The organism is Atlantibacter sp. MEI4A-1023 (genome assembly GCF_056155425.1).
The window spans coordinates 2236950-2262482 of sequence record NZ_CM149568.1 but is presented as its reverse complement, the minus strand read 5'-3'; the positions used below and the strand labels follow the sequence as shown (position 1 = coordinate 2262482).

Annotated in this window: 21 protein-coding genes; 2 read left to right on the top strand and 19 right to left on the bottom strand. The window is 55.9% G+C overall.

Features of this window, described 5'->3' with window-relative positions:
* Positions 1 to 2: 2 nt before the first annotated feature.
* The 19 genes from tssG to ACVV26_RS10840 all read right to left on the bottom strand — a co-directional run bounded on the left by tssG (position 3) and on the right by ACVV26_RS10840 (position 22497).
* Complete coding sequence (gene tssG / locus ACVV26_RS10930; protein WP_474801532.1) at positions 3 to 1136, bottom strand: type VI secretion system baseplate subunit TssG; 1134 nt, start codon at positions 1134 to 1136, stop codon at positions 3 to 5.
* Positions 1094 to 2881, bottom strand: coding sequence for a type VI secretion system baseplate subunit TssF (gene tssF, locus ACVV26_RS10925; RefSeq protein WP_474801530.1), 1788 nt, complete (start codon positions 2879 to 2881; stop codon positions 1094 to 1096). The genes tssG and tssF overlap by 43 nt, the downstream gene beginning before the upstream one ends.
* Positions 2882 to 2886: 5 nt before the next feature.
* A complete protein-coding gene (locus ACVV26_RS10920) occupies positions 2887 to 6021 on the bottom strand; it encodes an ImcF-related family protein (protein ID WP_474801529.1) in 3135 nt (1044 codons plus the stop codon).
* Positions 6021 to 7157, bottom strand: coding sequence for a hypothetical protein (locus tag ACVV26_RS10915; RefSeq protein WP_474801527.1), 1137 nt, complete (start codon positions 7155 to 7157; stop codon positions 6021 to 6023). The genes ACVV26_RS10920 and ACVV26_RS10915 overlap by 1 nt, the downstream gene beginning before the upstream one ends.
* 2 nt (positions 7158 to 7159) lie before the next feature.
* Positions 7160 to 7420, bottom strand: coding sequence for a PAAR domain-containing protein (locus ACVV26_RS10910; RefSeq protein ID WP_474801526.1), 261 nt, complete (start codon positions 7418 to 7420; stop codon positions 7160 to 7162).
* Positions 7421 to 7423: 3 nt separating this feature from the next.
* The gene (locus ACVV26_RS10905) at positions 7424 to 8011 is read right to left on the bottom strand and encodes a tyrosine-protein phosphatase (RefSeq protein ID WP_474801525.1); all 588 of its coding nucleotides are present in this window, start codon (positions 8009 to 8011) and stop codon (positions 7424 to 7426) included.
* The gene (locus ACVV26_RS10900) at positions 8008 to 8961 is read right to left on the bottom strand and encodes an SEL1-like repeat protein (protein WP_474801523.1); all 954 of its coding nucleotides are present in this window, start codon (positions 8959 to 8961) and stop codon (positions 8008 to 8010) included. Before ACVV26_RS10900 ends, ACVV26_RS10905 begins: the two co-directional genes overlap by 4 nt.
* Before the next feature lie 12 nt (positions 8962 to 8973).
* Positions 8974 to 10812, bottom strand: a complete 1839-nt coding sequence (locus ACVV26_RS10895) for a phospholipase D-like domain-containing protein (RefSeq protein ID WP_474801521.1) — start codon at positions 10810 to 10812, stop codon at positions 8974 to 8976.
* Between the two features lie 12 nt (positions 10813 to 10824).
* Positions 10825 to 13518, bottom strand: a complete 2694-nt coding sequence (locus ACVV26_RS10890; RefSeq protein WP_474801520.1) for a type VI secretion system Vgr family protein — start codon at positions 13516 to 13518, stop codon at positions 10825 to 10827.
* Positions 13519 to 13855: 337 nt separating this feature from the next.
* Positions 13856 to 14770 carry an SEL1-like repeat protein gene (locus tag ACVV26_RS10885; RefSeq protein ID WP_474801519.1) on the bottom strand — a complete coding sequence of 305 codons (915 nt, stop codon included), beginning with the start codon at positions 14768 to 14770 and terminating at the stop codon, positions 13856 to 13858.
* 84 nt (positions 14771 to 14854) lie between these two features.
* The gene (locus ACVV26_RS10880) at positions 14855 to 15796 is read right to left on the bottom strand and encodes a phospholipase D-like domain-containing protein (protein WP_474801518.1); all 942 of its coding nucleotides are present in this window, start codon (positions 15794 to 15796) and stop codon (positions 14855 to 14857) included.
* Between the two features lie 160 nt (positions 15797 to 15956).
* On the bottom strand, positions 15957 to 16205 hold the full coding sequence (locus ACVV26_RS10875; protein WP_474801517.1) for a hypothetical protein: 249 nt from the start codon (positions 16203 to 16205) through the stop codon (positions 15957 to 15959).
* 344 nt (positions 16206 to 16549) lie between these two features.
* Positions 16550 to 17551, bottom strand: a complete 1002-nt coding sequence (locus tag ACVV26_RS10870; protein ID WP_474801516.1) for an SEL1-like repeat protein — start codon at positions 17549 to 17551, stop codon at positions 16550 to 16552.
* The gene (locus tag ACVV26_RS10865) at positions 17552 to 18949 is read right to left on the bottom strand and encodes a phospholipase D-like domain-containing protein (protein WP_474801514.1); all 1398 of its coding nucleotides are present in this window, start codon (positions 18947 to 18949) and stop codon (positions 17552 to 17554) included.
* A 60-nt stretch (positions 18950 to 19009) separates the two neighbouring features.
* On the bottom strand, positions 19010 to 19411 hold the full coding sequence (locus tag ACVV26_RS10860; protein ID WP_474801513.1) for a hypothetical protein: 402 nt from the start codon (positions 19409 to 19411) through the stop codon (positions 19010 to 19012).
* A 2-nt stretch (positions 19412 to 19413) separates the two neighbouring features.
* Positions 19414 to 19662 carry a hypothetical protein gene (locus tag ACVV26_RS10855; protein WP_474801511.1) on the bottom strand — a complete coding sequence of 83 codons (249 nt, stop codon included), beginning with the start codon at positions 19660 to 19662 and terminating at the stop codon, positions 19414 to 19416.
* A gap of 303 nt (positions 19663 to 19965) precedes the next feature.
* On the bottom strand, positions 19966 to 21501 hold the full coding sequence (norR, locus tag ACVV26_RS10850) for a nitric oxide reductase transcriptional regulator NorR (RefSeq protein ID WP_474801510.1): 1536 nt from the start codon (positions 21499 to 21501) through the stop codon (positions 19966 to 19968).
* 98 nt (positions 21502 to 21599) lie between these two features.
* Positions 21600 to 21830, bottom strand: coding sequence for a tautomerase PptA (pptA, locus tag ACVV26_RS10845; RefSeq protein WP_474801508.1), 231 nt, complete (start codon positions 21828 to 21830; stop codon positions 21600 to 21602).
* A 49-nt stretch (positions 21831 to 21879) separates the two neighbouring features.
* Positions 21880 to 22497, bottom strand: a complete 618-nt coding sequence (locus ACVV26_RS10840; protein ID WP_474801507.1) for a glutathione S-transferase family protein — start codon at positions 22495 to 22497, stop codon at positions 21880 to 21882.
* Positions 22498 to 22759: 262 nt separating this feature from the next.
* Here ACVV26_RS10840 and ansP point away from each other — a divergent pair, with 262 nt between their 5' ends.
* Both ansP and ACVV26_RS10830 read left to right on the top strand, forming a co-directional pair.
* Positions 22760 to 24259, top strand: a complete 1500-nt coding sequence (gene ansP, locus ACVV26_RS10835) for an L-asparagine permease (protein WP_474801505.1) — start codon at positions 22760 to 22762, stop codon at positions 24257 to 24259.
* A gap of 140 nt (positions 24260 to 24399) precedes the next feature.
* Positions 24400 to 25446, top strand: coding sequence for a DUF1176 domain-containing protein (locus tag ACVV26_RS10830; protein WP_474801503.1), 1047 nt, complete (start codon positions 24400 to 24402; stop codon positions 25444 to 25446).
* Positions 25447 to 25533: the final 87 nt, after the last annotated feature.

Below are 25533 nucleotides of genomic sequence, written 5' to 3'. Positions count from 1 at the left end.
GCTTAGCAAAGCGCAAAGAGCTCTTTGTTGCTTTCAGCGTCATCGCTATTTGCAGGCTGCAGCTTTCGCTCGAATTCACTGTCACGCAACTGACCAACCGGTATTCTGACGGTCTTTGGCAGATCATCGTCAACTGGACCGTCATCGAGTCCCAGCATTATGTTGTAACCCGAGAATAGCGGTCTGTCGTCCAGACATGGACGCGGCAGCAATCGAGTCGGTATCGTCACCCAGAGTCGCACGTCGTAATGGCATCCCAGATAAACCCCCAGGAGCGCGATCACATCTTTTCTCAACTGACCATCCGGCATCCAGCCCCAGGACTCTTCAGGATCGTCGGTATACAACTCCACCGAGGTGCAGTAGTTCACGTCACCCATCTCATCCCCGAGTATCAGATGTTCCCCAGGCGTTCTGGGGTTATCCATCGAAAGCTGCGCCCGCTCTTCCACCGGCATCATTACCGGGTAATGCGGTTTAATCTCCACGCGGGTTCGCTCAGCCTGTGCTTTTATTACCGCTGCCAGACCGTCCGCCGTACGAGTGGGGTGCAACAGGATCGGCAATAGCGCCAGCAGGCGCGAGGCCGGGGGATTGTCAGAGCGGGCGATACCGGCCAGGGCCATCAGGCTTTGCGAGACCGCATCCGTTCCACCCGGCTCAAAGGCTGACGGGTAGTGGTATTTACGCCAGATACGGTAGTACTGCGTCAGAATGCGGTGGTTGAAGATATCAAGAAACGCCATCATTGCTTCATGGCCTTCATGACCACGGGTAATATCGTCGGTCAGTGAGGTAGGAAGTGGCGACTCCACGCCGTAAAGGCCCATAAAGTTGACCCGGACAATCGGTGGGCGTTCAGGATGCTCTGCATCCGTTTCAGTGGTTCGCAGTTCTCCGGCCGGAAAACCCATCCCCGCATAAGGCAACAACCGTATAGGGTCCGGCTTCGGGGATGCCCCTTCCCCCAGACGTGTCCCTGCCAGTCGCTCGGCAAGCTGACAGAAGCGGTAAAAGTTGAACATCGCTGTGCGGTCGTGGCCGTCTTCGTTACGCCAGAAAGGCGGGAGGTTGTGCGGGTTATCGTCGTTAATCACATCAGTACCCTGTGAATGCGCCGCTCCGGCCAGGTCCATTCGGTTTTCGATTCGGTGAGCGTCACCGTCAGTTGTATGAAACGAATCACGCTGGCGTACTGCGTGAAAAACTGCTCCAGCAGTTCGCTGAACAGACGCGTATCTCCCATGCCGCTGAACTGCGTTTCATCCAGTTCGACACGGATACGCACGCCGTGCCACTGGTGCGAGGCGTTGAACGCCTGTCGGTAGCTAACCGCCGTGATACCGTTAATGCGTCGCCGGTTATTCTCTTCGCCCGTCCAGTCAAACTGGCCGATGGCATGGCGCAGGTTTTCCGCGTTGTCGATAAGAAAGCTCAGTGCGCGCGGATGCAGCAGCGACATCACTTCCCACTGGTTGCGGGGTCGCGTCGGCGGGTAATACGACATGGAAGGGAAACTGCGAGTGCGCCCGTTCAGGGCCAGGTTCCCGGTCTGGTACGGTGCGTCAAACAGCGCCTGTTGTAATGACATTCGCGGGAATGCGCCGTTGGTACAGGTGAGGTTTAGCAGCAGACGCACGCCGGGTAGCTGTTCGTGGATTCTGCCGCCGAGCATCAGCAGCGTTTCATGCAGGCCGCTCACGCCCCGCCAGGTGCGGGTATGGAAGAAACGCTCCGGCCACTCTTTCTCGTATTGCAGCATCCCACCTTTATGACGAAAGTGACGATAAGCCGCATAGGGGTATTCCGTTTCGTCTTCTTCGTCTTTCTGGCTCACCGTGTCCACGCTGTAGATTTCGGTATGGCCGTCGGTCAGACGATGGGGCTTCAGCCGGTAATCGAGTTTCGCCGGTTGCGTTACCAGCGGCTCTCCCGCCAGGCGGAACAGGTTAATCACCGGTACGCAGTGCATGCGAATCGCGTCTTCGGGAACCGGGATATCCAGGGGAAGCAGTTCGCTTAAGGCAATATCCAGCTCAAAGTGCGAACAGTGCGGCGGCAGCGTCAGAGGAGCTGAACTGCTCAGCAGTATAAAAAAGTAACGCTGCGGATTGCTGAAGTATTCCAGCAACGGGCGCACCTCACCGCACAGCGACGGGCTGTCGCTTTCCGGCCACAATGCCGGTTGCGGCGTGGTCCACTGCGGCGTGAAGGTAGCCTCCAGCGGGTAAAGCTCGGTGTCGCCACTGTAGCGAATGCGGACATGTAGGATGTGACGGCTCAGCGCCAGATACAGCGCGGCCTGCAGCGGACGTTCGCCGTTCAGGTACAGTGGGATATCGTGCAGGGTAAGCGGCCGCGCATCGCTCTGCGGCGTGACGGTAAAGCGCAGGCGCAGCGTATGACCGCCTTCTGTTCGGGTATAACGGCTGACGGTGACAAGCGTAACGGGGTATATCACCAGGTCGTTTACCGTCCGGTACGGGCAGCGGTTGCCGCGCTGGTACTGCATGGTGCTGACGGGCAAACTCAGCAATTCGGTCCCGGCAGGCAGCGTCATTTCACGGGTCGGGTCCGGCTCGTCCGGCGTCAGCTCCACCACGGCGGTTGAGGGCAGCGTACGGTTCACCACCGGCAGCAGTTGCGACAGCACCGGCTCCGTCAGCTCAGGGATATCATCATCAATTTTGCGACGAACCTGCGCCATCATAAAGGCAAAGCCCTGGAACAGTTGCTCCACCGAGTCTTCGGTTTTAAGCGACATGGAATCGATGCCGAGCTGTCTGGCCGTATCCGGGAACTGCTCCGCAAACTCCTTCGCCGCTTCTTTCAGGTAGCGCATCTCACTGTCGTAATAGCGCAAAAAATCATGGTCTGACACAGTGGCTATCTCCTGAAGGTAAAAATGGCGTCCGGCAGCTGAAAGTTTTTCAGCGTCAGTACGGTAAGCGGGTTATGCGCCGGGTCTGTTTCCAGCAAATAATTTAGCGACAGACCATCCGGTGCGGTCCAGACCAGACGGATGTGGTGGTTATCCACCTCCGTGGCTTTCGCCATATCAAGCAGGCGAATAAAGCCCCACTGCCCCGGCAGCTCCCGGTAGATACGCGCCCCGGTGCGGACGCTGGTCCACAACAGCATGGTGCCGGGTCTGTTGAACGTCCCCGGCCAGCGGATATCCTGCCAGAACGGCATCTGGTTGAAACAGGTCACGTCCTGCCCGTCAATGGTCAGCTCCGTCTGCACCACATCCCGCGCTGTTCCGGGCTGGAGACGAAAATGCAGGCCGAAGCTGTTGGCAAACAGCGTATTCCCTACCCGGCTCAGACGATTCAGCGCGGTAAGGAATCGCGGGCTGACAGCAAGGCCCGGTGGCAGCTTACCGGCAACCTGCCAGCGGTTACTCCGGTACACCAGCACACCGCGCAGATGCTGAGCGATAAACTCCGCAATAAGGCCGGTATCCGGTCGGATGAAATCCGCCACATCGGCCAGGTTACAGTCGGTCGCGCTGGCGCTGAACGGGTAACAGAGGTCAAAATGCTGTCGCCAGCTGTTGACTATCTCCTGTTGCCACTGCGTATCCATCCGTGACATCCCGCCGCGCATCACGCCTTTCCAGGTCTGTCCGGTGGGTGCGATAAACAGCGCCCCCGCCATCGGCTCCAGTTCCGGCCCCAGCTGGCGGGTAATGCGTTCCGGCAAATCCGCAGCAGCGTTATCAATCTGCGTCCCGGAGAAAACCGAGGTGGCGAGCACTTCAGTGCTGCCGGAGCGCGCCGCCAGCCTGCGTACCCGGTCACGTAAACGGGTGATATCTGTCAGCCAGGCGCTGAGCGATATACCGTCCTTTGACACCTTTCCGTTATGCGAGGTCATACCGACAATGCCGCCAAACACCGGTGCCAGCGGCGGGTTCACCACCGCATGCCGTTCATCCGGGCTGGCGACCAGCCCCTGCGCCGTCAGAGACCGCATCAGCAGCACCAGCGGCGAACGGTTACGGTCCGCAAGGCGGGTCAGCTGTTGCAGCGGGTCGCCGGAGACCACCGGCTGAATGCGGTTCAGTACCGACCGCCAGGCCGCAGCATAATCGGAGAGATAGCGCTCTGTGAGCCGCACGCCCAGTCCTTCCGGTGACAGCGCCCCTTCCGCCGGGTGTGCGGGGTCAGCCAGCACGCGGGATATCTGCTCACGACGGGTCTGCACCAGCGCGGCAATCTGCGGACGAACGGCACCGTCATACGCCTCACGGGTAAAGGCGCCGGGCACCGCTGCATCAAGGGTAAACAGTCCGGCCGCGCTTTCGCCGTCGGTTAACTGGTCCAGCGTCATGTCGGCATAGTTGCGGCTCACGTCATGCAGCATCTGCTGATACAACTGCGTTTCGGCCTGCGCTCCCGCTAGCGCATCAAGCAGGCTGCGGCGGGCACGGGCGACCAGCGCGTCGTCCGGTATAAGGTGCAGCGTCCGCTGTGCGGCAAACTGGCGAACAAAGAACGCCAGGCTGTCCGGTGAAATGTCCGGTAACAGCGTCGCCAGTTGTTGCGTCAGAAAAGTCTGTGCGGCACGGCTATCCACCCAGGACGGCGTTGCCAGCATCAGGTACGTTTTCAGGTGGTTGTAACGGATAGTGGTCTGGTCGTCGTCCGTTACCAGCAGTCGTTCCAGCGCCGTTTGCGCCGGGTTAAGAATGACCTGACGACTGAGCTGCTCCCATGCCGGAGGTAGCACCGGCTCTACCCTGCGGGTGACATCCAGACCCGCGCGACGATACCAGGGCGCGCCGCGCTGTAACCAGTCAGCCTGTTCCGTCATTACCTGCTGCAGGGGCGCAAGCCGGGAGGCCTGCGGAGCCGCGTGAATCTGTGCCACCAGCTCACTGACGCGGCGCAGCCACAGCATATTGCTCACTGCTGATGTAACGACGCCCGCGCCACAGAGCAGCAGTACGCCAGCGGCAGACCAGCGGGCAACCCGCCAGCCGTCCACCCCGGCAGGACGCCCGCGCAATCTCCGGCAGTGCGCGGCAATACCGTCCCAGATAACCGACGGTCGCCAGCGGTAGTCGCGTGACGCCAGCGATGCGTCGGATGCTTCCGGCATTTCCGGGGCCGCCAGCACCACACCGTGCAACGCAAAGGGATGCCAGCCGGTGAAGAACGGCTTAAAGAACGCCAGCAGGCGTTCTGCGCCGCCCTGGCGCAGCACCGAAGAAAGATACAGCCAGAAATGATGATGGTTATCATCGACCACTTCCGCCATACCGTAAGGCACCAGGTCGTTTGTCAGGTCAGCCAGTGCGCTTTCCAGCGTCTGTGCCGTGAACGGTGTGGTGGACAGGGCCGCACTGAACGTTTTGCGGTATGCCGTCCCCGGCCACGGCAGCGCATGAATATTCAGGCGATACAGCGGCGGCAGCCAGTTCAGCATCCGCTGCATGGTCCACAGACCATAAAGCTGCTTACCGGCAACAACCGACGTCAGCGTGCTGTCGTGATGACCGGCAAGGATCATCGCATCCACCGGGCGACGCCCGCGCAGACGACGAAGCGCTCCGAGGTCGGGCTGGTTTCCTCCCCTGGCGATATCCCCGCCCCACAGCAGCAGCACGTCACCGGCAAACTGCCAGCCCTGCTGAACAAGACCCGGCGCGGCGGCATCCACATCCCTCACCGCCCCGGTGACCAGCAGCCACGGCAGACGACGCTTCCAGCGCCAGCCGTAGCGCTGATACAGCGCCTGTTTCAGCTCAGTCAGGTCAAGGTGGTACTGCGGCAGCGCCCGCAACGCGTCTTCCGACAGCGGCGGAGCCGGGATACCTTCTTCATCCAGGCGGTGTGGTGCCCGGTGCCATAATCCGAACAGTACCGCGAGGTAAGCCAGCAGCACGCATACCGTCACCACCAGCCAGCCGGTAACGGAAGGAACCGGAAGCCCTCTGGCGAGAGTGTGCGGCAGCCACAGCGTCTGCTGCAGATAAAGCAGACTGGCGGCCACCAGCACCAGGAGTATCCCCATTACGCACGGCCTCCCGGAATCTGCACCTGCCACAGACAGCATGGTCCCTGGTCGGACGAGAACAGCTGCACGGCACCTGACGCGTGAGCCGCCAGCGACAGCATCACCGCTTCGCGGGCCACGCCGGGGAGACCCAGCGCACTGTCTGCGTCATGCAGCCGCGACGTACCACAAGCCAGATGCTGAGTCGCACAGGTCAGCTGCAGTTTTTCCACCATCGCATCAGGAACAGCGGTGTACCACCCCGTATACAGCTTATCGGCAGTCTGCTGCTGAGAGCACTGCAACTGCAGCGCCTCAGCCAGTCTGGCAAAGGGAGCCAGCAACGGACGGGCCAGCCTGCGCTGCGGCGACAGTTTCAGCGCCCGGCACTCTGCATCAGACGCCAGCAGCAACGCCGCCGACTCCTGGCTTGCCTGGTCACCCGACTCAATAAACACCAGGCAGCACAATCCCTGCGGTGGCTTATCGCACGCAGCAGTCAGCCAGCCGGTAAAGCTGTCGTTCGCCAGCGGCGCAACGGATGCGAGTGGCAATGACAGTTGTTCTGCTACCGTGGTCAAAAGCGACGACCAGTCTTCATCAGCAGGTGACGAAATCGTCCATACAAGCGATACCGGGGCACCGCCTGCATGCTGCTGATGCCAGCGGGCCACCGGCTCCAGCAAGGTTGTCAGTAACTGTTGATGGCGTTCCCATACCGGCAGGTCCGACAACGTATGCAGTTCCAGACGGTTATTCTGGTTAACCGGCAGTTCACCACTGGCAGAAAAGACTCCGCCAGATTCATCCGGCGCGGTGAGGCGATTTTCCGCCAGCAGGCACATGCCCTGATTTGCCCAGCGCCGCCACTGCTGACGCCGCTGTCCGAGCACCTGATTACGGGCGGCAACCACCGTGCCGGGAATCTCTGCGGCCATCAGCCGCAACCCGAAGAGCAGCAGCCACAGCAGAAAGGGGCCACCTGCCGCCACCGTCAGCAGATGCGGTTTATCTTTCAGCTCGTTATCGGCCATAAGATAGACGGCGAGCAAAAAACCGCCCACCAGCATCACTAACAGCACAATACCCCATACCCATAACCGGGGCATGGCGGGCCGTTCAGCTTCCACCATCTCCGGCAGCGACCAGTTCATCGTTACTGCTCTCCGGCGTTTTTAAGGCTGGCCATCAACGTGCAGCCGCATTCGGTTTTAAAGCCGTCCAGTGCCGCAAGCTTGCCGTTGATGGTTACCCGCGTTTTCCCCGGCAGAATGGCGTTCACGCCGTGGCCTTCCTGTGGGCACTGTACCTTATCCCCCACCAGCGCTACTTTTTTGCCATACACCATCGGGCCGGAGGCCGTTATCACCCGACCGCCATGGTCGGTGGCATCATCAAGACGAACAAAGGCACGCATGGTCTACTCTCCCTGCACTGGACGAACGGGCGGCATGCTCAGCACCTGCTGGCGCAGCGCATCCACATTGACGGTTTCGATATAACGGGCAATCCGGGGGAAATAATTCTCGTGGTAGCCGTATTCCGGGCGACGCAGCTGCGCCAGCACATCAGCCCGGCTGGCGTGGTCAAACACCATCTCATACAGGGCGATAATCAGTCCGGTACGGTCGCTACCGTGCCAGCAGTGCACCAGCACCGGCTTAACGGAACGGTGCAGAATGCGCAGCGCCTCAACGATATCGTCCCGGGTAAACGCCACGGTGTTCATGCTGACGTGGTAGAGAATGAGCGATGTTCCCTGCGCTTCGTCGCTGTCGCTGTGCCACTGGCGCAGGTTCAGCACGGTACGCACTCCGGCGCTTTGCAGCGCCTGCATCTGGATACCAGACGGCTGGGCGGAACGGTAAAGCTCCGCTGTGACGCGATGAAAGTTATCGGGCAGGCTGGCGGCCAGTGCAGACAAAGAGCAAAGTAATCCGGCCAGCAGCACCAGAGCCTGAGCACGGTTTCGCGGACTACGGCTTATCGCCACGAGCATTAACCTCATTGCGGCTGCGGCTCTTTTTTGTACTCAAAAGTACCGTCCCATTTTGGCAGTTCAGCAGGTGGCAGCGGGACGATTTTGTCGATATCGGGGAAACGGGCGGAAGGGTTACTGGAGAGCTCTTTGTAAATAAGATCATAACGATGAACTCGTGCTGGATCTTTAGCCAATCCTAAATAATTTATGTCATTAGTGGAACGAGGACCATTGAATAATTTTTCGAGTTTATATGCTGCTAATAAGTGGCCATTTTTTACTGCTAACTGAAAGTACTTTAAAGCTACGCTATGATTATCATCGCTGTAGTAGTTCCCCAACCTGAAAGCGGCTTCGCCGAAGCCCTGGTTTGCTGAACAGTCCAACATATTTTTACCAATTTCAGGTCGGTAGGCTGGATTATCACTCCAGTCAGGTAATACCTTAGACAGAAACAAATCGCCAATCACATACTGCCCTTCAGGACTCCCAAGATCTGCCGCCTTTCTGTAGAAAGCTAACGATGCCATTTTGTCCTGTTTTACTCCGTAACCGTTTTCCAGGTAATAACCCATCGCGTAAGAGCCTGCCGGGATATTCAGCTTGATCATCTTCTCCACAATCTCGACTGCTTCCCCTGTGGGGCTGTAACCAGGTAAAGGTTTAACCAAGCCTTCCAGCAACAGGTTTTGCAGATTACGCATCGCCTTATAGTGGTCTTTTGCTATCGCCTGGCGATAGAGAGAGCCGATTGCATCATAATTTTTTACACCAGAAGCCTTCTCCATTGCTCGTGCCTGCTTAAACCAGATATCTGCCTGCGTGTCTAAAGGCGGCAAATGGTCGGCTTCTTTCGTGCAGGTAAACTGGAGTTTTTGTTCTTGCAATGCAGTACTCATTTTCACCTCTTTATTGCTCTGGCAAGCAGCTAGCAGAAATACGCAGATAATCAACATTGGTGGGTTAACTGTTCTCATACTCATCCCTTTTTAGTCCTGATTCACCAGCTTGATGCTGCCATCATTAAACTCAATCAACGACACTTTAGGCTCACCTTTCTTAGATAAACGATCTTTATTTTCCGCAATAAGTTGCGCCCAGTCGTTATAGACACTCTCAGGATCATCCCCGACTTCCTTATTACCGCTATGCAGCCCCCACAAATTACGCCGGACTGTCGGTATAATTGGATCCTGATCGGTGTCCTGGAGCGCTATCGCAATCTCACTGTCAAACGCCATACTGCGCAGATTGATATTGGCCGATCCCTGAATCAAAAAGGTGTCATCGATCAGCATTAGCTTGCTGTGAACATAGGTGGGATACCATTGTTGCCCGGCGGGGGAGTCCGGGGAGACCAGGGTGCAAATAAGCGTTTTCAGCCCTGGAATATCCTGCGCCTTAACCGTCACCGTCGAGTTTTTATCCAGCTTTGCATATTTGGGATATAAGTCGGCCCGCCCCAGCGTATCCAGCATTTTGTAGGTCTGGTAACCGCCAGAGGCAATGGACGGCCAGGCGCTATTCTTCGCTTTTTCCGTACTGTTGGTCACCACAAACAGGTACAGATAACCGTGTTTATCGGGATCGCGACCACAGCCAATTAGCGTATTGACGGTATCTCTGATCTGCTCTGCCAGTTCTTCAAAACGAAAATACTGGTTCTCGATATAGATATACTTTCGCGCCCGCCTGACGCTTTCCATATAGGCTTTCAGAATATCGTACCGTTTGTACTGCGGCTGAGTACGGCAGATTTGCCCTATCGACGGATTCAGCGGCACCGGAAGGTTCAGCCGCGTGTTCAGCGCCTGAAGGCGAGCGGGAGTAGGTAAAAAAACGTCCGGCTGTATGCCCGCACGTTCACTTTTTGGCGTGCTGTCTCCTGCGTCCCTTTCCCAGCTCTCAACGAAGTTATCGTTCAGTTGCCAGAGCACTTCGCCGTACACACAGGAAGAGAAGTCCTGCCACGCCGTCGCCCCGTCGCGCCCGCTGTCGGGTGAATGATGTTTCCACCATTCATGTCGGTCTGTATCCCAGTACTGCGACAGCATGTTGTGCCCCATCACAAACCCGACTGCCTGATCGGGTTCTTCATAGTCAATCAGCACCATTTTCTGGTGATGTGTGGCATACAGTTTCAGCAGCGCATCCCGCACCAGAGAAGAGTCATCCTTAACCTCATAGGGCGGAGACAGCTCTTTCAGACGTGCGTTTACAGAAGAGGGATCGGCTACCCAGCTGAAATCCCGGTGGCGTACCTCAAGACCAGGGATATAGCCATGCGCGGCCTGATAATGCCAGTCCTTGTCGTACTCATATTGTTTGTCCGTTTCGTAAGCGAGCTTCATCCCCGTCGCCAGCAGTGGTACACCGTTCTTCCGCTGCTGCTGGTAGTGCGCCTGCTCCTCGTCATGGCTCCTGAACCGGCTGTTCTGCTGTTGTTGTTCTGCCGGGAAATAAGCCTCCCAGCCAGGGAAGTTAGGATCAACCTTCTGACCGGTTGGCGAGAACCAGACCATCACCCTGACCCGGACGCCGCGCTTTGTGGCTTCTTTCAGCATGTCGCCGACGTATTTCCCCGGACGCTCAAAATACATCGATGCCTGAAAACCCCAGGTGATGATATCAATGCTCTTTTTCGCCTGCGCAATCGCCTTTGCCACTGAGCCAAACGCATGCTCACCGTTGATCAGCGGTGCATACGCCGCACGGCAAACCGGAAACTCCCCCTTTTCCGGCAACCACTGCGGCGTCATGATAATTTCTTTCGTTTTCCCCGGCACGGCGTTACAGGTTTGCGGTGTAGGCATCACCTTGTTTTTCATTGCTGATGTTCCTTATTCATTCTCATCGCCGGATGGTGGATTCAGAAACTGATAAAAGACGCCGCTGAACTTCGTTCCCAGGTTGCTGTTAGCTTTCGTCTGACCGGGATCGACGGCGCGAAATCCCTGGTGCGCCAGCGTGTCTTCCGGCTTGTCTTCACCGTCATTCACCATCCTGATGGTGTAGTGTTCACCACTGGCAAGCTCCACCTGATAGTTGCTGGTAGAAACCTGGTGGTCGATCGTGATACCGCCGTTTTCATCCGTCAGCCCCTGCTGCAACAGCGCGCCATTGGCACTGAGCTTATAAGGCTCGTTTGCCAGAATTTTTGTCGGGCTTTGCGGACTGCCACCTAGCTGAAAACGCATCTGCTGCTTCGGTATGCTCTGCGGCCAGGTCGGACTGGTGATATCCATGCTGTCTCCGCTGGTCACCACCCAGTTCGATGCTTTCACCGTCTGGTTGCCAGGACTGCCAAATGTAATCTCGCCGCCCTTGAGCCGGATATACGCGCCGCCGCAGGTCAGCAGCAGCTCATCTTTCGCCGCCACGATGGTTTTGCCTGCAACGCTGGTCACCGTCATGTCTTTCTGCGAGGTCAGGTGCATCTCATCACTCTGCGCCTGCAGCTCCACGTTGCCTTTCGCAGCGAAGAACTTCATCCCCGACTCGCGGGCAAACAGGCTGATGGCCTTTCCTGCCGCCATCGTGATGCGTTTCAGCACCGAGAAGTCCGCCTGGTTGCCGGCGTTAAACGTCAGGTTCTCCCCGGCATTCAGTTGCACGGTTTTTGGCGTGGTCATCGCAATGCCTGCTGGCGAACTCATCAGCAGCGCTGCCTGTTTCAGTTCATCAATACTCTGCGACAGCAGCGCTTTCTGTTTCGACAGGTCGGCCAGTTCCGCTTTCGCCCTATCAGCGGCTTCACGCAGGGATTCAGAGAGCGTAATAGCGTCCTGCAACTGGCGTTTCGCTTCGCGCATATCCAGCTGTTGCGAGGTGGCTTTCGTGCGCAGATCGGTACTGATGAACAACCCTTTCCCGGCACGTAGTGCGCCCCAGTGATCAGTACGCAGCTCAAAACCGTCGCCGCGCTGTGCGCCATCTGCTGACGGCAGCCAGCCCGCATTCAGCTGGGTGTCACCGGCGTAAGGCGTGGACAGCCGGACAAACTCACGACCCCGCGTGTCATCCATCAGCAGGGTGTTGCCCGCTGGCGTCAGCAGGATATTGCGCTTATGGTTATAGCGGGTAACGTGGTCGGGATGGCGGGAATCGTGCATTACGTGGGCGATATACGGGCGATCACCGTCACCACTCTCAAACGCAATCAGTACGCCGGTCGCATCCAGCAGCGGCCAGTGAAAACCACAGGCATCACCGGCGTAAGGTTTCGCCAGACGCACCCAGCCGCTTTCAAAGCCTTTCTTCCACTCTTTCAGATCCAGGTCAAAGCGGATACGGTAGCGACCCTGGCTGTCGATATACGAATAGGTGTCATTGCTTTCTTCACTGGAGACCCGCGCCGGTAGTGTGGCGGGCATCTGCGGCCACGGCAGGACGGGAGGACGGTACGTCGTCTGGCTGTTCCATGGGATCGCGGTAAACGTCACCATATACGCGGTATCGCGGGCGATGTTCTCGCAACGGGTGGAAACTATCAGCAGCCCGTCCGGCGCATCGGCATACGTCTGGCCGGAAAGGGTGATGGTCATCCCCGGTCGCAGGTCAACGCAGTTAGACTTCCCTTCGAACGTCACCAGCTCGGTCAGCCAGCGTTCCTGACGGCGCTGCGCGTACCAGATCCCCTGCCCTGGCTGTTCTTCATAAGCCTTACCGCTCTCAGGGTAGTGCTCCGCCCAGCGGTAATCGGTGGCCCACAGCGCCCGGTAATCCTCACTGGTTTTCACCTCCGACTTCATGTCACTCTGCGCCTGCAGGTAATTGTCGTCACTGGTTTTCACCCGCTTCGGCACCGCGCGGCGGGTCACTGTGATATCCCACACCGATTCAAGGCCGCCGTCAAACAGCCCCGCCGGATGACGGAACGGGATCTCCGGACCTTTCATCCAGCCCCGTGAATGGTCGGTAAGGACAATCACGTCTTCGTTGTTTTCTTCGTCGTACTGGCGGTAGAACGAGACGCCGCCATCAGCCAGACGGCGGGCAACATGGGCGTAATCAGATTCTTCGTACTGCAGCATGAAATCACGCTGCGGATAGCGGTCGGTCAGCTTAAAGGCAAAGCTCAGCTTGTCTATCAGGTACTGCTCAAAGGTGTTCTCGGTCAGGCTGATGATACTGTCGTTGAGGAAAACCGCGCTGTTGCGGCCCTGCGCCATGCGTGCCATTTTGTGCTCCAGCACGGCGACGTAGCGGGTTTCATCGGCGGAGGTGTTGCACTGACGGAACTGCGTAATGATGCCGGGGATAATGCGGGGTCTGAGGCTTTCGTAAGGTTTGCCGTCGGGGTACATCAGTAACTGGGCGCTGTAGTTAATCAACAGGTTTGCAGGGATATCCGGCGTGGCACTGGTGAATTCAATTTCATAGCGTGGTATCCGGCTTATTGCCTCATCCCCGGCAAATCTGAGTACCGAAACCTGAATATCCGGCCTTTCCTGGTTCAGCTTTTTAAACAGCAACTGGTAATGGTTGTAAGTACCGTACTTACCGCCGGTAATAATGTAGTCCTGAATCGCCATTGCGAAGCTTCCCTGTTCACGCACGTGATATCTGTTCGCCTGCCGGGCATGCGGCATTATTATTTGCTGTATAAAAAAAAGATGAAAAAAATAGCGGGAAATTTTGTAAAGCCTATTCCTGCCGCAAAAGAAATCAATAAATTAACCGTAACAAAACCTGATCGATAAAAGCGTAATTACGCCTGAATCACGCCCTGACTGAATTAATAACGCCCTGACCGAAAAAACGTATTAACGGGATTAAATAAACCTTTTAATATATTCACTGAACGTATGATTATTCCCTCACTGACTGACCAGTTCCTGACGCGGAATAGTTTAGGGCCGGGCGTTATTCTCATTGCGACTGCGGCTCTTTTTTGTACTCAAAAGTACCGTCCCATTCCGGTAATTCGGCAGGCGGTAGCGGGACGATTTTGTCGATATCAGGGAAACGGGCGGAAGGGTTGCTGTCGATCTCATCGCTAATTAGCTTGTAACGACGTGAACGTTCAGGATCTTTAGTTACATTAAGATTATATTTTTCTTCTGAATACAAACGTTCAAATACTTGACTAAGTTTATATGCCACGGTCGAATTACCATATTGAACGGACAATTGAAAATACTTAATAGCGTTTTTATAATCCCCTTGTATCAATTGATAATTCAATGCTAACTGGTATGCCGCTTCTGCACTACCTTGATTCGCTGCACAATCCAGCATTATACGACCGATTTCTGGGCGATAAGCTGGATTGGGTTTAAAGTGTACTTTGTAAGGATCTGGATTTGATGCATCCTCAAACCGAGCCGTCATAAACAGTTTACCAATAACATACTGCCCTTCCGGGCTACCTAAGTCCGCCGCTTTGCGAAAATAGGCCAGCGATGCTGCTTTGTCCCGTTTCACGCCATAGCCATTTTCCAGATACTGGCCCATCGAGTAGTAACCTCCCGGTACTCCCAGTTTCATTAGTCGCTCAGACAGCTCAACAGCTTCTTCCGGTGCAGCTTTACCATAATCGGGTTTTGCCAGTCCCTGATACAACATATTCTGAAGGTTGATCATGGCCTTGTAATGATCTTTCGCTGCCGCCTGTCGATATAGGCTGGCTATCGCATCGTAGTTTTTTGCCCCTGGTGCTTTCTGCATCGCCCGCGCTTGTTTAAACAAAATATCAGCCAGTGGATCTAACGGAGGGACGTGATCAGCTTCTCTGGTACAGGTAAAGGCCAGATTTACCTCAACGGCCGTTGTATTCGTATTCATATTGTCTCCATGTTTTACCTGACACCCGGCGATACTTATCAGGCAAGTCACCCATAAACCTGTTGATAACGATCTCTTCATCAGTTAATCCTTATCCTTCTGATTGGGGCTGGGATCGATAAATTTTATTAAGGAGGCTATTAATGCCCCACCGTCTGGAGATTGCCAATTCGTTGTATTTGTCTCAATTAAATCGTTCCATGCTTTAAAAACTGACTTAAAATCATTCCCCGAGCACCCCGGCCACTTCGCCGTATGCAATTCCCACACCTTATCCCTCGTCGGCGGAATAATATTGCTGATATCAGTATCCTGGATCATGATTGCCGATTCGCTGTCAAACACCATGCTGCGCAGGTTCATATTCGCCGAACCCTGGATCATAAAGATGTCATCAATCATCATCAGCTTGCTGTGAACATAGGTGCGCTGGCGATTATTCCCCGGCGAATCTTTTGACACCAGCGTACAGATGTGCGTTTGCAGCCCGGCGATCTGCTGCGGCTGAATGTCTTCCGCCTTCACCGGATTGTCCTGATTCTTCGTGTGCTTATTGTACTGCACCGCCGTATAGCCCGGCATCCTGTCGCCGCGCCCCAGCGCATCCAGCATCTTCCAGGTCTGTACGCCACCGTCGGCAATATCCGGATCCGTAGTGCTGTTGGTCACCACGAACAGATACAGATCGTTCTTAAACCCGCCCTCCCTGATCTCTTTCAGCGCCTCATGGATTTTCAACACCAGCTCCTTAAAGCGAAAATACTGGTTTTCGATGTAGATATAGCGGCGGGCTTTTCTGACGCTCTCCATAAACCCGCGCAGAATGTCATACCGCCCGTCCTGTGGCTGGGTGCGGCAGAAACGGGCCATCACCGGCGTGAGTCCCGTTTCCAGTTTCAGGCGGGTATTGATGGCCTCCAGACGTTCAGGGGTCGGGTAATAGTTCTCTTTCGGGATGCTGTTTCGTGCAAGCAGACTTTCATCGCCCGTATCCCGCGCCCAGGCTCTGGCAAAATTATCATTCATCCCCTTCAGGGCCTGACCGTAGATGCATGAGGAAAAATCCTGCCACGCCGTTCTTCGCCGTCCTAGGGAAACCATTCCGTGCTCAGACTGATAGTCGTGCACGCTCCCAGCCGGGGCGTCACGCTGAAAGCCTGTTTTGTCGGCTTATAATCCACCATTGTTATTCCCCTGCCTGGTTATCGTTGCCTGACTGAGGATCCAGCAGGTCGCTGAACGTATTGCGCCAGCTGTTGCCAGGGCCGGAGGCATCCAGCGTCTGGGTTGAGATCCGGTGGTCAATATTCACATTGCCGCTTTCACCCGGGATCTGAATATCCGGCCTTTCCGGGTTCAGCTTTTTAGGCAGTAACGGGTAATGGTTGGTTGCACCATACCGCCCACTCTCAATAACGAGATCCTGTATACCCATGGCGAAGCGTCCTTATTCTCGCACGTGATATCTGTTCGCCTTCCGGGCACCCGGCATTATTATTTGCTGTATAAAAAAGATGAAACAAATACAAACGAAGCGGCTAATTTTGTAAAGCCTATTCCTGGCGCAAAAGAGATCAATAAATTAACGGTAACAAAACCTGATCGATAAAAGCGTAATGACGCCTGAATCACGCCCTGACTGAATTAATAACGCCCTGACCGAAAAAACGTATTAATCCGGATTAAATAAATACAGATAGATATTCACTGAGCATATATTTATTCCCTCACTGACTGACCAGTCCCTGACGCGGAATAGTTTAGGGCCGGGCGTTATTCTCATTGCGGTTGCGGCTCTTTTTTGTACTCAAAAGTACCGTCCCATTTCGGCAGCTCAGCAGGTGGTAGCGGGACGATTTTGTCGATATCGGGGAAACGGGCGGAAGGGTTAGTGTCGATCTCATCTTTGATTAACTTATAACGTTGAGCTCGCTCAAGATCTTTAAGTTGCGCCATATAATTCAATTTATCTGACACATTTGGACCACTAAAAACACGACTCAACTTGTATGCTGCCTTTGTATTACCGTATCTAACGGACAATTGATAGTACATAAGTGCTTTATTATCATTTCGTTGGACAAACTTATAATCTAAAGCAAGTTCGTAAGCCGCATCTCCATAACCCTGATTTGCGGAACAATCCAGCATGGTGCGACCGATTTCCGGGCGATAAGCCGGATTCGGTTTATATTTGATCGTATAGGGATCGGGGTTTGAAGGATCTTCAAATTGTTCCGTCATAAACAATTTACCGACTACATACTGGCCTTCCGGACTCCCTAAATCCGCCGCCTTGCGAAAATAGGCCAGCGATGCCGCTTTATCCCGTTTAACACCATAGCCATTTTCCAGATACTGGCCCATAGAATAGTAACCTCCCGGCACGCCCAGCTTCATCAGTCTCTCAGACAGCTCAACAGCTTCTTCCGGTGCAGCTTTACCATGAGCGGGTTTTGCCAGTCCCTGGTATAGCATATTCTGAAGGTTGATCATGGCCTTATAATGGTCTTTTGCAACGGCCTGACGATAGAGGCTGGCAATAGTGTCGTAATTTTTCGCGCCAGAGGCTTTCTGCATAATTCTGGCCTGTTTAAACAAAGCATCAACCTGCGGATCTAATGGCGGCAGGTGATCAGCCTCTTTGGTGCAGGTAAAAGCCAGATTTGCCTCAACGGCTGCTGTATTCGTATTCATACTGTCTCCATGTTTTACCTGGCATCCGGTGATGCCCAGCAGACAAGTCACCAGCAAACCAGCTGAGAATAAGCGCTTCATCATTTAATCCTTATCCTTCTGGTTGGGGCTGGGATCAATAAATTTAATCAGAGGAGCTATCAAATCACCTTTATTGGTACTAGCGATCTTTGAATTACTATCGATTAAATCGCCCCAACCTTTAAAAACACCTGCATAATCATTCCCTGTGCAACCATCCGAATTTGCCGTATGCAACCCCCACAGTTTATCCCTCGTCGGCGGAATAATATTTCTGATATCAGTATCCTGGATCATGATTGCCGATTCGCTGTCAAACACCATGCTGCGCAGGTTCATATTCGCCGAACCCTGGATCATAAAGATGTCATCAATCATCATCAGCTTGCTGTGAACATAGGTGCGCTGGCGATTATTCCCCGGCGAATCTTTTGACACCAGCGTACAGATGTGCGTTTGCAGCCCGGCGATCTGCTGCGGCTGAATGTCTTCCGCCTTCACCGGATTGTCCTCATTCTTCGTGTGCTTATTGTACTGCACCGCCGTATAGCCCGGCATCCTGTCGCCGCGCCCCAGCGCATCCAGCATCTTCCAGGTCTGTACGCCACCGTCGGCAATATCCGGATCCGTAGTGCTGTTGGTCACCACGAACAGATACAGATCGTTCTTAAACCCGCCCTCCCTGATCTCTTTCAGCGCCTCATGGATTTTCAACACCAGCTCCTTAAAGCGAAAATACTGGTTTTCGATGTAGATATAGCGGCGGGCTTTTCTGACGCTCTCCATAAACCCACGCAGAATGTCATACCGCCCGTCCTGCGGCTGGGTGCGGCAGAAGCGGGCCATCACCGGCGTCAGCCCTGTCTCCAGCAACAGGCGGTTATCGATCGCGCTCAGGCGCTCGCAGGTCGGGTAATAGTTCTCTTTCGGGATGCTGTTTCGTGCAAGCAGACTTTCATCGCCCGTATCCCGCGCCCAGGCTCTGGCAAAATTATCATTTATCCCCTTCAGCGCCTGGCCGTAGACGCATGAGGAAAAATCCTGCCACGCCGTCGGGCCGTCACGTCCTTTATCCGGCGCTTTCTGGCAGTCAGAATGCGCATCGTCATCCCAGTACTGCGACAGCATGTTGTGTCCCATCACAAACCCCACCGCCAGCTCCGGGTCTTCGTAATCCACCAGCATAGTTTTCTGGTGATGGGTTGCGCCGGTGGTCTGGGCCAGCGTATGCATAAACGAAACATCGCCCGAAAGGCGATACTGCGCCGGCACCTTTTCTTTCAGCCACGCTGACATCCAGCCGACATCCACCTCACTGATATCGCGGCATTTAATCGTCAGATTCGGGATATGCCCGCTGTCTGCACGAAAGTGCCAGCGTTTGTCGTAATCATACTGCCGGTCTGTCTGGTAGCTGAGCCGGGCTCCTGTTGCCAGCAGCGTTGCGCCGTGTCTGTCCACCCTGTCGAGCCATTGCCGGAACTGCTCCTCCTTCGTCAGGAACGCGCCTGACTGCTGGCGCTACCCTTCCGGCAGATACGCCTGCCAGCCGGGGAAGTTACTGCCGACAAACTTCTGTTTTACCGAATTAAACCAGACCAGGATTCTGACCTGCACGCCCCGGTTTGCTGCGGCTTCCAGCAGCTCGCCCAGCATTTTATAGCTGTTACCCGAGCCACGAACCGGATACATCGACGCCTGGAAACCCCAGGTGATGATTTCAATACTTTTCTGCGCTGATGCTATTGCGTTCGCCACGGCACCAAATGCCCGCTGCCCGTTCATCAGCGGCGCATACGCCGACGGACAGGCCGGGTATTCGCCGTCCCACGGAAACCATTCCGTGCTCAGACTGATAGTCGTGCACGCTCCCAGCCGGGGCGTCACGCTGAAAACCTGTTTTGTCGGCTTATAATCCACCATTGTTATTCCCCTGCCTGGTTATCGTTGCCTGACTGAGGATCCAGCAGGTCGCTGAACGTATTGCGCCAGCTGTTGCCAGGCCCGGAGGCATCCAGCGTCTGGGTTGAAATCCGTTGGTCAATATTCATATTGCCGCTTTCATCCGGGATCTGAATATCCGGCCGCGCCGGGTTCAGCTTTTTAGGCAGTAACGGGTAATGGTTGGTTGAACCATACCGCCCACTCTGAATAACGAAATCCTGTATACCCATGGCGAAGCGTCCTTATTCACGCACGTGATATCTGTTCGCCTGCCGGGTACGCGTCATCATTATTTGCTGTATAAAAAAGAAGAAATAAATACAAACGAAGCGGGAGGTTTTGTAAAGCCTATTCCTGCCGCAAAAGAAATCAATAAATTAACGGTAACAAAACCTGATCGATAAAAACGTAATGACGCCTGAATCACGCCCTGACTGAATTAATAACGCCCTGCCCGAAAAAACGTATTAATCCGGATTAAATAAATACAGATAAATATTCACTGAGCATATGTTTATTCCCTCATTTATTAATTAGGCTTTGTTCCGGGACGCTTTAAGCCCCAGGCGTTTTGCCAGCCGGTGCAGGTTCGCCACGTCAATATCCAGCGCCCTTGCACAGGCAGCCCAGTTATTGTCATGTTGCGCCAGAGTGCGGCGGATCAGCTGGCTCTGAAACGCATCGGTCGCGCTACGCAGCGCCAGGTTTTCTTCCGGGAGTTCCACAGACTGCGCGGGTGCGGTTTCCAGGCCCGGCGTGAGGGCAAAATGGCTGGCTTCGAGGATCAGTTCATCGCTGTTCTGCGTCGCGCCCGCCAGCAAAATCGCCCGGTGGATGGCGTGTTCCAGCTCGCGGACGTTGCCCGGCCAGCCGTAAGCGCGGATATGCGCAAGCGCGCTGGCGCTCAGCACCACGCTGCCCAGCCCCAGCCGCGCCCTGGACTGCTCGCAGAAGAAGCCTGCCAGCACCACTTTATCGTCGCCGCGCTCGCGCAAGGCCGGAACGGCCAGCGGGAACACGCTCAACCGGTGGTACAGGTCGGCACGGAAGCGCCCTTCCATCACTTCTTCTTTGAGGTCGCGGTTAGTGGCCGCTAACACGCGGACATCGACCCGCAAACTGCGATCGTCACCCACGCGTTGAATATCGCCATATTGCAAAACCCGCAGCAATTTTGCCTGTAGCGGTAGCGAAAGCTCGCCGATCTCATCTAAAAACAGCGTCCCGTGATCCGCCATTTCGAATTTCCCGCTGCGGTTGCTGATCGCCCCGGTAAAGGCCCCTTTGACGTGGCCGAACAGTTCGCTTTCCGCCACGCTTTCCGGCAAGGCGGCGCAGTTGAGATACACCAGCGGGTTGGCGGCGCGCGCCGAACCTTCGTGGATAGCCCGTGCCACCAGCTCTTTACCTGTCCCGGTTTCACCGCTAATCAGCACGTTAAGATCTGACGGCGCGACAATATCAATCGCCTTTTTCAGGGCCACCATCGGCGCGCACAGGCCGATCATCTCCGTACCCGACGCGTTGCCGGTATGGGCGGCCGTGGCCGCGGGCAGCGGGTTATTTTTCTCAAGCTGTTCTATCAGCAACGCATTATCCAGGGCGCCTGCAGCGAGCACGGCAATCAATCGCAATTCTTCATCGCTGAAGTTATCAAACTGGGTGGGATCCATGCCGTCGAGGGTGAGCGCGCCAATCAGGGTTTGCCCGGCAAACAGCGGCAGGCCGATACAGGCATGCACTTTCAGGCTTTCATGACCGGGGATCAGCCCGTCATACGGGTCCGGCAGGGTGCTGTCCGCCGGGAAGCGCACGATATCGCCAGCGCGGGCGATGGCCTCCAGACGCGGATGCTCGTTAAGGGCGAAACGTCTGCCGGGTACGTCCGGGGATAATCCATCAATCGCCAGCGGGCGAAAGTGCTGGGCCTCATAGCGCAGCAGCGCCGAGGCGTCGCACTGCAACACATCGCGTAAGGTACTGATTAAACGCTGGAAGCGGTCCTGATGGCTGATGCCCTGCTGGAGTTCGATGGCGATGGTGGCGAGAAGATTAACGGACAGACTCATAAGGCGCACTCATACATAGTCATAATGACTGCATTTTGTCATATTGACTGCGACTATGAAAGCCGCGCGGGAAATTGCCCACCGTAGCGGGCACTGAATTACATGCTGTAGCCCGGCTTCTTCGCCAGCGTCTCCAGATTCGGCGCGATTTCCGTATCCCACACCTGCGCTTTCCAGTTATCCGGCTGGACTTCTTCCAGCGCCACGCTCACCGAGGTCGGTTTGATGTCGAGATGTTGAATCACTACCTTAGCAATATCCTCGGCGAAGGCCTGGCGCTGTTCTTCGGTTAAATCACGGGGGAAAAATTTAATGTCTACATGCGGCATGGGAACACTCCTGCGAAAAGGGAACCGTTATCCTGCCCTGTTTGTTTAACTATGACAAAAGCTTATTTGCCCGCAGCACGTTCTGTAACTCGGGCCGCTCACACACCCGGTCGGCCAGCGTGTTGAGCTTCGGCGTTTCGGCGGCGAACCAGTCCGGACGTGGCCGCCAGATACGGATCGCCGGCCAGTACGCGTCAATCAGAGTAAGCCGCTCGCCAAACAGGTAAGGCGCGTGATGCAGTTGAGTTTCCAGCCAGCGCCACAGCGTCTCGCGGTAACGGTCGGTGCTGTCAGTCAGCGAGGCCGGGTTACCCGTCACCCAGCGCTGCGGGTAATCGCCATAGGTAAAGGTGGGATAGACATTCGCCACCAGCCAGACCAGCAGCCGCCAGAACTGCTGGCGTTCCCTGCTCCCCGGCTCGGGCGCGAAGTGCGGATGCCGGTCCAGCAGCCACAGCGCAATGGCGGCGCTTTCGGTCATTATCTCGCCGTCGTCCAGTTCCAGCGTCGGCACCTGGCATAGCGGATTCAGCGCCAGCAGCCGGTCACGCTGTGGGCCTGGCTGGTCGAAGCCTTCGATATCAATAAACTGGTAGGGCTCCCCCACCATCGTCAGCATGATTTCACTGATTGCCGAGCCCCAGCCCGGCGCGCCGTAAAGGTTCATCGTCACCTCCTGCGTATCACTTCAGTGTAATGGCTATTAAAACATTCACCCGGATGATTGTTCTGTCCTGAAACGAGTCAGTAGCGGAGCACTTCGCGTTACCCTTCCTTTTTCGCGTTTTTTACTCTTCCTCACGCTTCACTCACTGCGCGGATTTGCCGCCACAGTGAATTCGGGTAGGATGCTGCGCCGGAAAGCCGCCTCACCAAAAACATAACAGAGGCGGCGCAACGCTTTTATCAGGACAGGAACACAGGAAAACATGACCACCAACAAAGATCATGCGGCCGAACATCGGGCCGCCAAACGACGCTGGCTCAATTCCCATGAAGAGGGCTACCACAAAGCGATGGGCAATCGCCAGTTACAGATGATCGCCATCGGCGGCGCTATCGGCACCGGGCTGTTTTTAGGCGCGGGCGCGCGGTTACAGATGGCCGGGCCGTCGCTGGCGCTGGTTTATCTGGTATGCGGGATTTTCTCGTTTTTCATTTTGCGCGCCCTGGGCGAACTGGTGCTGCACCGCCCCTCCAGCGGCAGCTTTGTTTCTTACGCCCGTGAGTTTCTCGGCGAGAAAGCCGCGTTCGTGGCGGGCTGGATGTACTTCATCAACTGGGCGATGACCGGTATCGTCGATATCACCGCAGTAGCGCTGTACATGCACTACTGGGGCGCATTCGGCGATGTTCCGCAGTGGGTATTCGCGCTGGCGGCGCTGGCGATTGTCGGCACCATGAACATGATCGGCGTGAAGTGGTTCGCCGAGATGGAGTTCTGGTTCGCGTTGATCAAGGTACTGGCGATTGTGGCGTTTCTGGTGGTGGGGACGATTTTCCTCGGCACCGGCAAACCGCTGGACGGCAACGCCACCGGCTTTCATTTGATCACCGATAACGGCGGTTTCTTCCCGCACGGCCTGCTGCCCGCGCTGGTGCTGGTACAGGGCGTGGTGTTCGCCTTCGCCTCCATCGAACTGGTGGGCACCGCGGCGGGTGAATGCAAAGATCCTGAAAAAACCGTACCGAAGGCGATTAACAGCGTGATCTGGCGTATTGGCCTGTTCTATGTCGGCTCGGTGGTGCTGCTGGTGCTGCTGTTGCCGTGGATGGCTTACCAGCCCGGCCAGAGCCCGTTCGTCACGTTCTTCTCTAAGCTCGGCGTGCCGTACATCGGCAGCGTGATGAATATCGTGGTGCTGACGGCGGCGCTCTCCAGCCTCAACTCCGGTCTGTATTCCACCGGGCGTATTCTGCGTTCGATGTCGATGGGCGGTTCCGCGCCGCGCTTTATGTCGAAAATGAGCAAACAGCAGGTGCCCTGGGCCGGGATCCTCGCGACACTGTGCATTTATGTGTTCGGCGTGGTGTTGAACTATCTGGTGCCCAGCCGGGTGTTTGAGATCGTGCTGAATATGGCATCGCTGGGCATTATCGCCTCCTGGGCATTTATCGTGGTGTGCCAGATGCGCCTGCGTAAAGCCATCCGCGAAGGCAAAGCCGAGAAAGTCAGCTTCAGAATGCCGGGCGCGCCGGTTACCTCATGGCTGACCCTACTGTTCCTGCTCAGCGTGCTGGTGCTGATGGCGTTTGATTACCCGAACGGCACCTGGACCATCGGCTCGATCCCGGTGCTCTGCCTGCTGCTGATTGCCGGCTGGTACGCGGTACGCAAGCGCGTGAACCAGATCCACAGCACCGCGCCTGTTGAGCCTCAGGCTCCTGATGAGCCAGAGCAACCGCTGGTTAAACATCTTTCCCGTTAATCGTTACCACGCCGGAGCTCTCTCCGGCGTTTTTCTTTCTCGTTGAAATCCTCGAAAAAAGCGCTAATTTTCATTGCCTGTACTCAGGATTATGCGCAACGATAGCAGCATTATTTTTATAACGTATTCAGGAGGAATCGATGAAACCATTTGGGATATCGATAACCGCGTTAGCACTGTGCGCCGGAAGTACCGGGGTTTGGGCTGCGGATGGCGTATCGTTTAATTATAAGAACTGGGAAGTGGTCTGTGACAATACGCTGACCTGCCGTGCGGCGGGCTACGGCCCGGAAGAAGGCAGCGGCGGCTCGGTGCTGCTGATCCGTGAGGCGGGCCCCGGTACAGCAGTACAGGGGCGCGTGATGCTGGCGGATATCGAAGAAAACGATTCCCCGGAAACCGTGGAATTAACGCTGTTTATCGATAACCAGACGATGGGTACGGTCGCCCCCGGCCCGGACGGCGACTGGGAACTCACCCAACCGCAGACCGACGCCCTGATCGGCGCGGTTAAAGGCAGCGGTGCGGTGGAGTTTCGCGGCGGAAAAGCGCCGTTTATCCTCTCCGGCGAAGGCGCGAACGCGGTCATGCTGAAAATTGACGATGTGCAGGGCCGGGTGAACACGCCGGGCGCACTGATCAAAAAAGGCAACAAGCCGGAAAACAGCGTGCCTGCGGCCCCTGCGAAGCCGGTGATTGTGGCGGCGGCAACTCTGGACGCGCCGGAAAAACCGCTGGATGACCAGCAAACCGCCGTGATTCGTTCCCTACTGCAAGCCAGCACCGGCGCGGAGGATTGCGAGAGGTTGTATGCCGACCAGGAAAACCCGCCTGAAGCCATTTCCCTTACGCCGCTGGATGACAAACACGTGCTGCTGTCTACGCTGTGCTGGCGCGCCGCCTATAACGAAGGCTACGGCTACTGGGTGATGGACGCGGCGCTGAAAGGCAAGCCGCAGCAGGTGACCTACTCCGGCACCAGCTACCTGAAAGGGATCATCGATATGGCTCAGAAAGGCCGTGGGCTGGGGGATTGCTGGGGGAATGAAAGCTGGGTCTGGGACGGGAAAAAATTCCAGCTCAGCAGCAGTTACACCACTGGCATGTGCCGCTATTTACGCGCAGGCGGCACCTGGGTCTTACCCACTTTCGTGACAGACGTTAAAAAAGCCGATAACGCGCTATAACCTTCCTGTGCGGGCGCGGCCACCGCCGCGCCCGCTGCCCTGCGAATCCTCTCAGAAATCCCCTGTCATCGCTCTGTAACCCGACCC

What these genes read in the sequence shown, in the direction of transcription:
- ACVV26_RS10885 (WP_474801519.1), bottom strand. Translation starts at nt 14,770, where the DNA reads ATGAATACGAATACAACGGCCGTTGAGGTAAATCTGGCCTTTACCTGT.
- pptA (WP_474801508.1), bottom strand. Translation starts at nt 21,830, where the DNA reads ATGCCGCATGTAGACATTAAATTTTTCCCCCGTGATTTAACCGAAGAA.
- ACVV26_RS10840 (WP_474801507.1), bottom strand. Translation starts at nt 22,497, where the DNA reads ATGAACCTTTACGGCGCGCCGGGCTGGGGCTCGGCAATCAGTGAAATC.
- ACVV26_RS10900 (WP_474801523.1), bottom strand. Translation starts at nt 8,961, where the DNA reads ATGAGAACAGTTAACCCACCAATGTTGATTATCTGCGTATTTCTGCTA.
- ACVV26_RS10910 (WP_474801526.1), bottom strand. Translation starts at nt 7,420, where the DNA reads ATGCGTGCCTTTGTTCGTCTTGATGATGCCACCGACCATGGCGGTCGG.
- ACVV26_RS10895 (WP_474801521.1), bottom strand. Translation starts at nt 10,812, where the DNA reads ATGAAAAACAAGGTGATGCCTACACCGCAAACCTGTAACGCCGTGCCG.
- ACVV26_RS10860 (WP_474801513.1), bottom strand. Translation starts at nt 19,411, where the DNA reads ATGGTGGATTATAAGCCGACAAAACAGGTTTTCAGCGTGACGCCCCGG.
- ACVV26_RS10870 (WP_474801516.1), bottom strand. Translation starts at nt 17,551, where the DNA reads ATGATGAAGCGCTTATTCTCAGCTGGTTTGCTGGTGACTTGTCTGCTG.
- ansP (WP_474801505.1), top strand. Translation starts at nt 22,760, where the DNA reads ATGACCACCAACAAAGATCATGCGGCCGAACATCGGGCCGCCAAACGA.
- ACVV26_RS10920 (WP_474801529.1), bottom strand. Translation starts at nt 6,021, where the DNA reads ATGGGGATACTCCTGGTGCTGGTGGCCGCCAGTCTGCTTTATCTGCAG.
- norR (WP_474801510.1), bottom strand. Translation starts at nt 21,501, where the DNA reads ATGAGTCTGTCCGTTAATCTTCTCGCCACCATCGCCATCGAACTCCAG.
- ACVV26_RS10905 (WP_474801525.1), bottom strand. Translation starts at nt 8,011, where the DNA reads ATGAGGTTAATGCTCGTGGCGATAAGCCGTAGTCCGCGAAACCGTGCT.
- ACVV26_RS10880 (WP_474801518.1), bottom strand. Translation starts at nt 15,796, where the DNA reads ATGAATGATAATTTTGCCAGAGCCTGGGCGCGGGATACGGGCGATGAA.
- ACVV26_RS10830 (WP_474801503.1), top strand. Translation starts at nt 24,400, where the DNA reads ATGAAACCATTTGGGATATCGATAACCGCGTTAGCACTGTGCGCCGGA.
- ACVV26_RS10890 (WP_474801520.1), bottom strand. Translation starts at nt 13,518, where the DNA reads ATGGCGATTCAGGACTACATTATTACCGGCGGTAAGTACGGTACTTAC.
- tssG (WP_474801532.1), bottom strand. Translation starts at nt 1,136, where the DNA reads ATGGACCTGGCCGGAGCGGCGCATTCACAGGGTACTGATGTGATTAAC.
- ACVV26_RS10855 (WP_474801511.1), bottom strand. Translation starts at nt 19,662, where the DNA reads ATGGGTATACAGGATTTCGTTATTCAGAGTGGGCGGTATGGTTCAACC.
- ACVV26_RS10875 (WP_474801517.1), bottom strand. Translation starts at nt 16,205, where the DNA reads ATGGGTATACAGGATCTCGTTATTGAGAGTGGGCGGTATGGTGCAACC.
- ACVV26_RS10915 (WP_474801527.1), bottom strand. Translation starts at nt 7,157, where the DNA reads ATGAACTGGTCGCTGCCGGAGATGGTGGAAGCTGAACGGCCCGCCATG.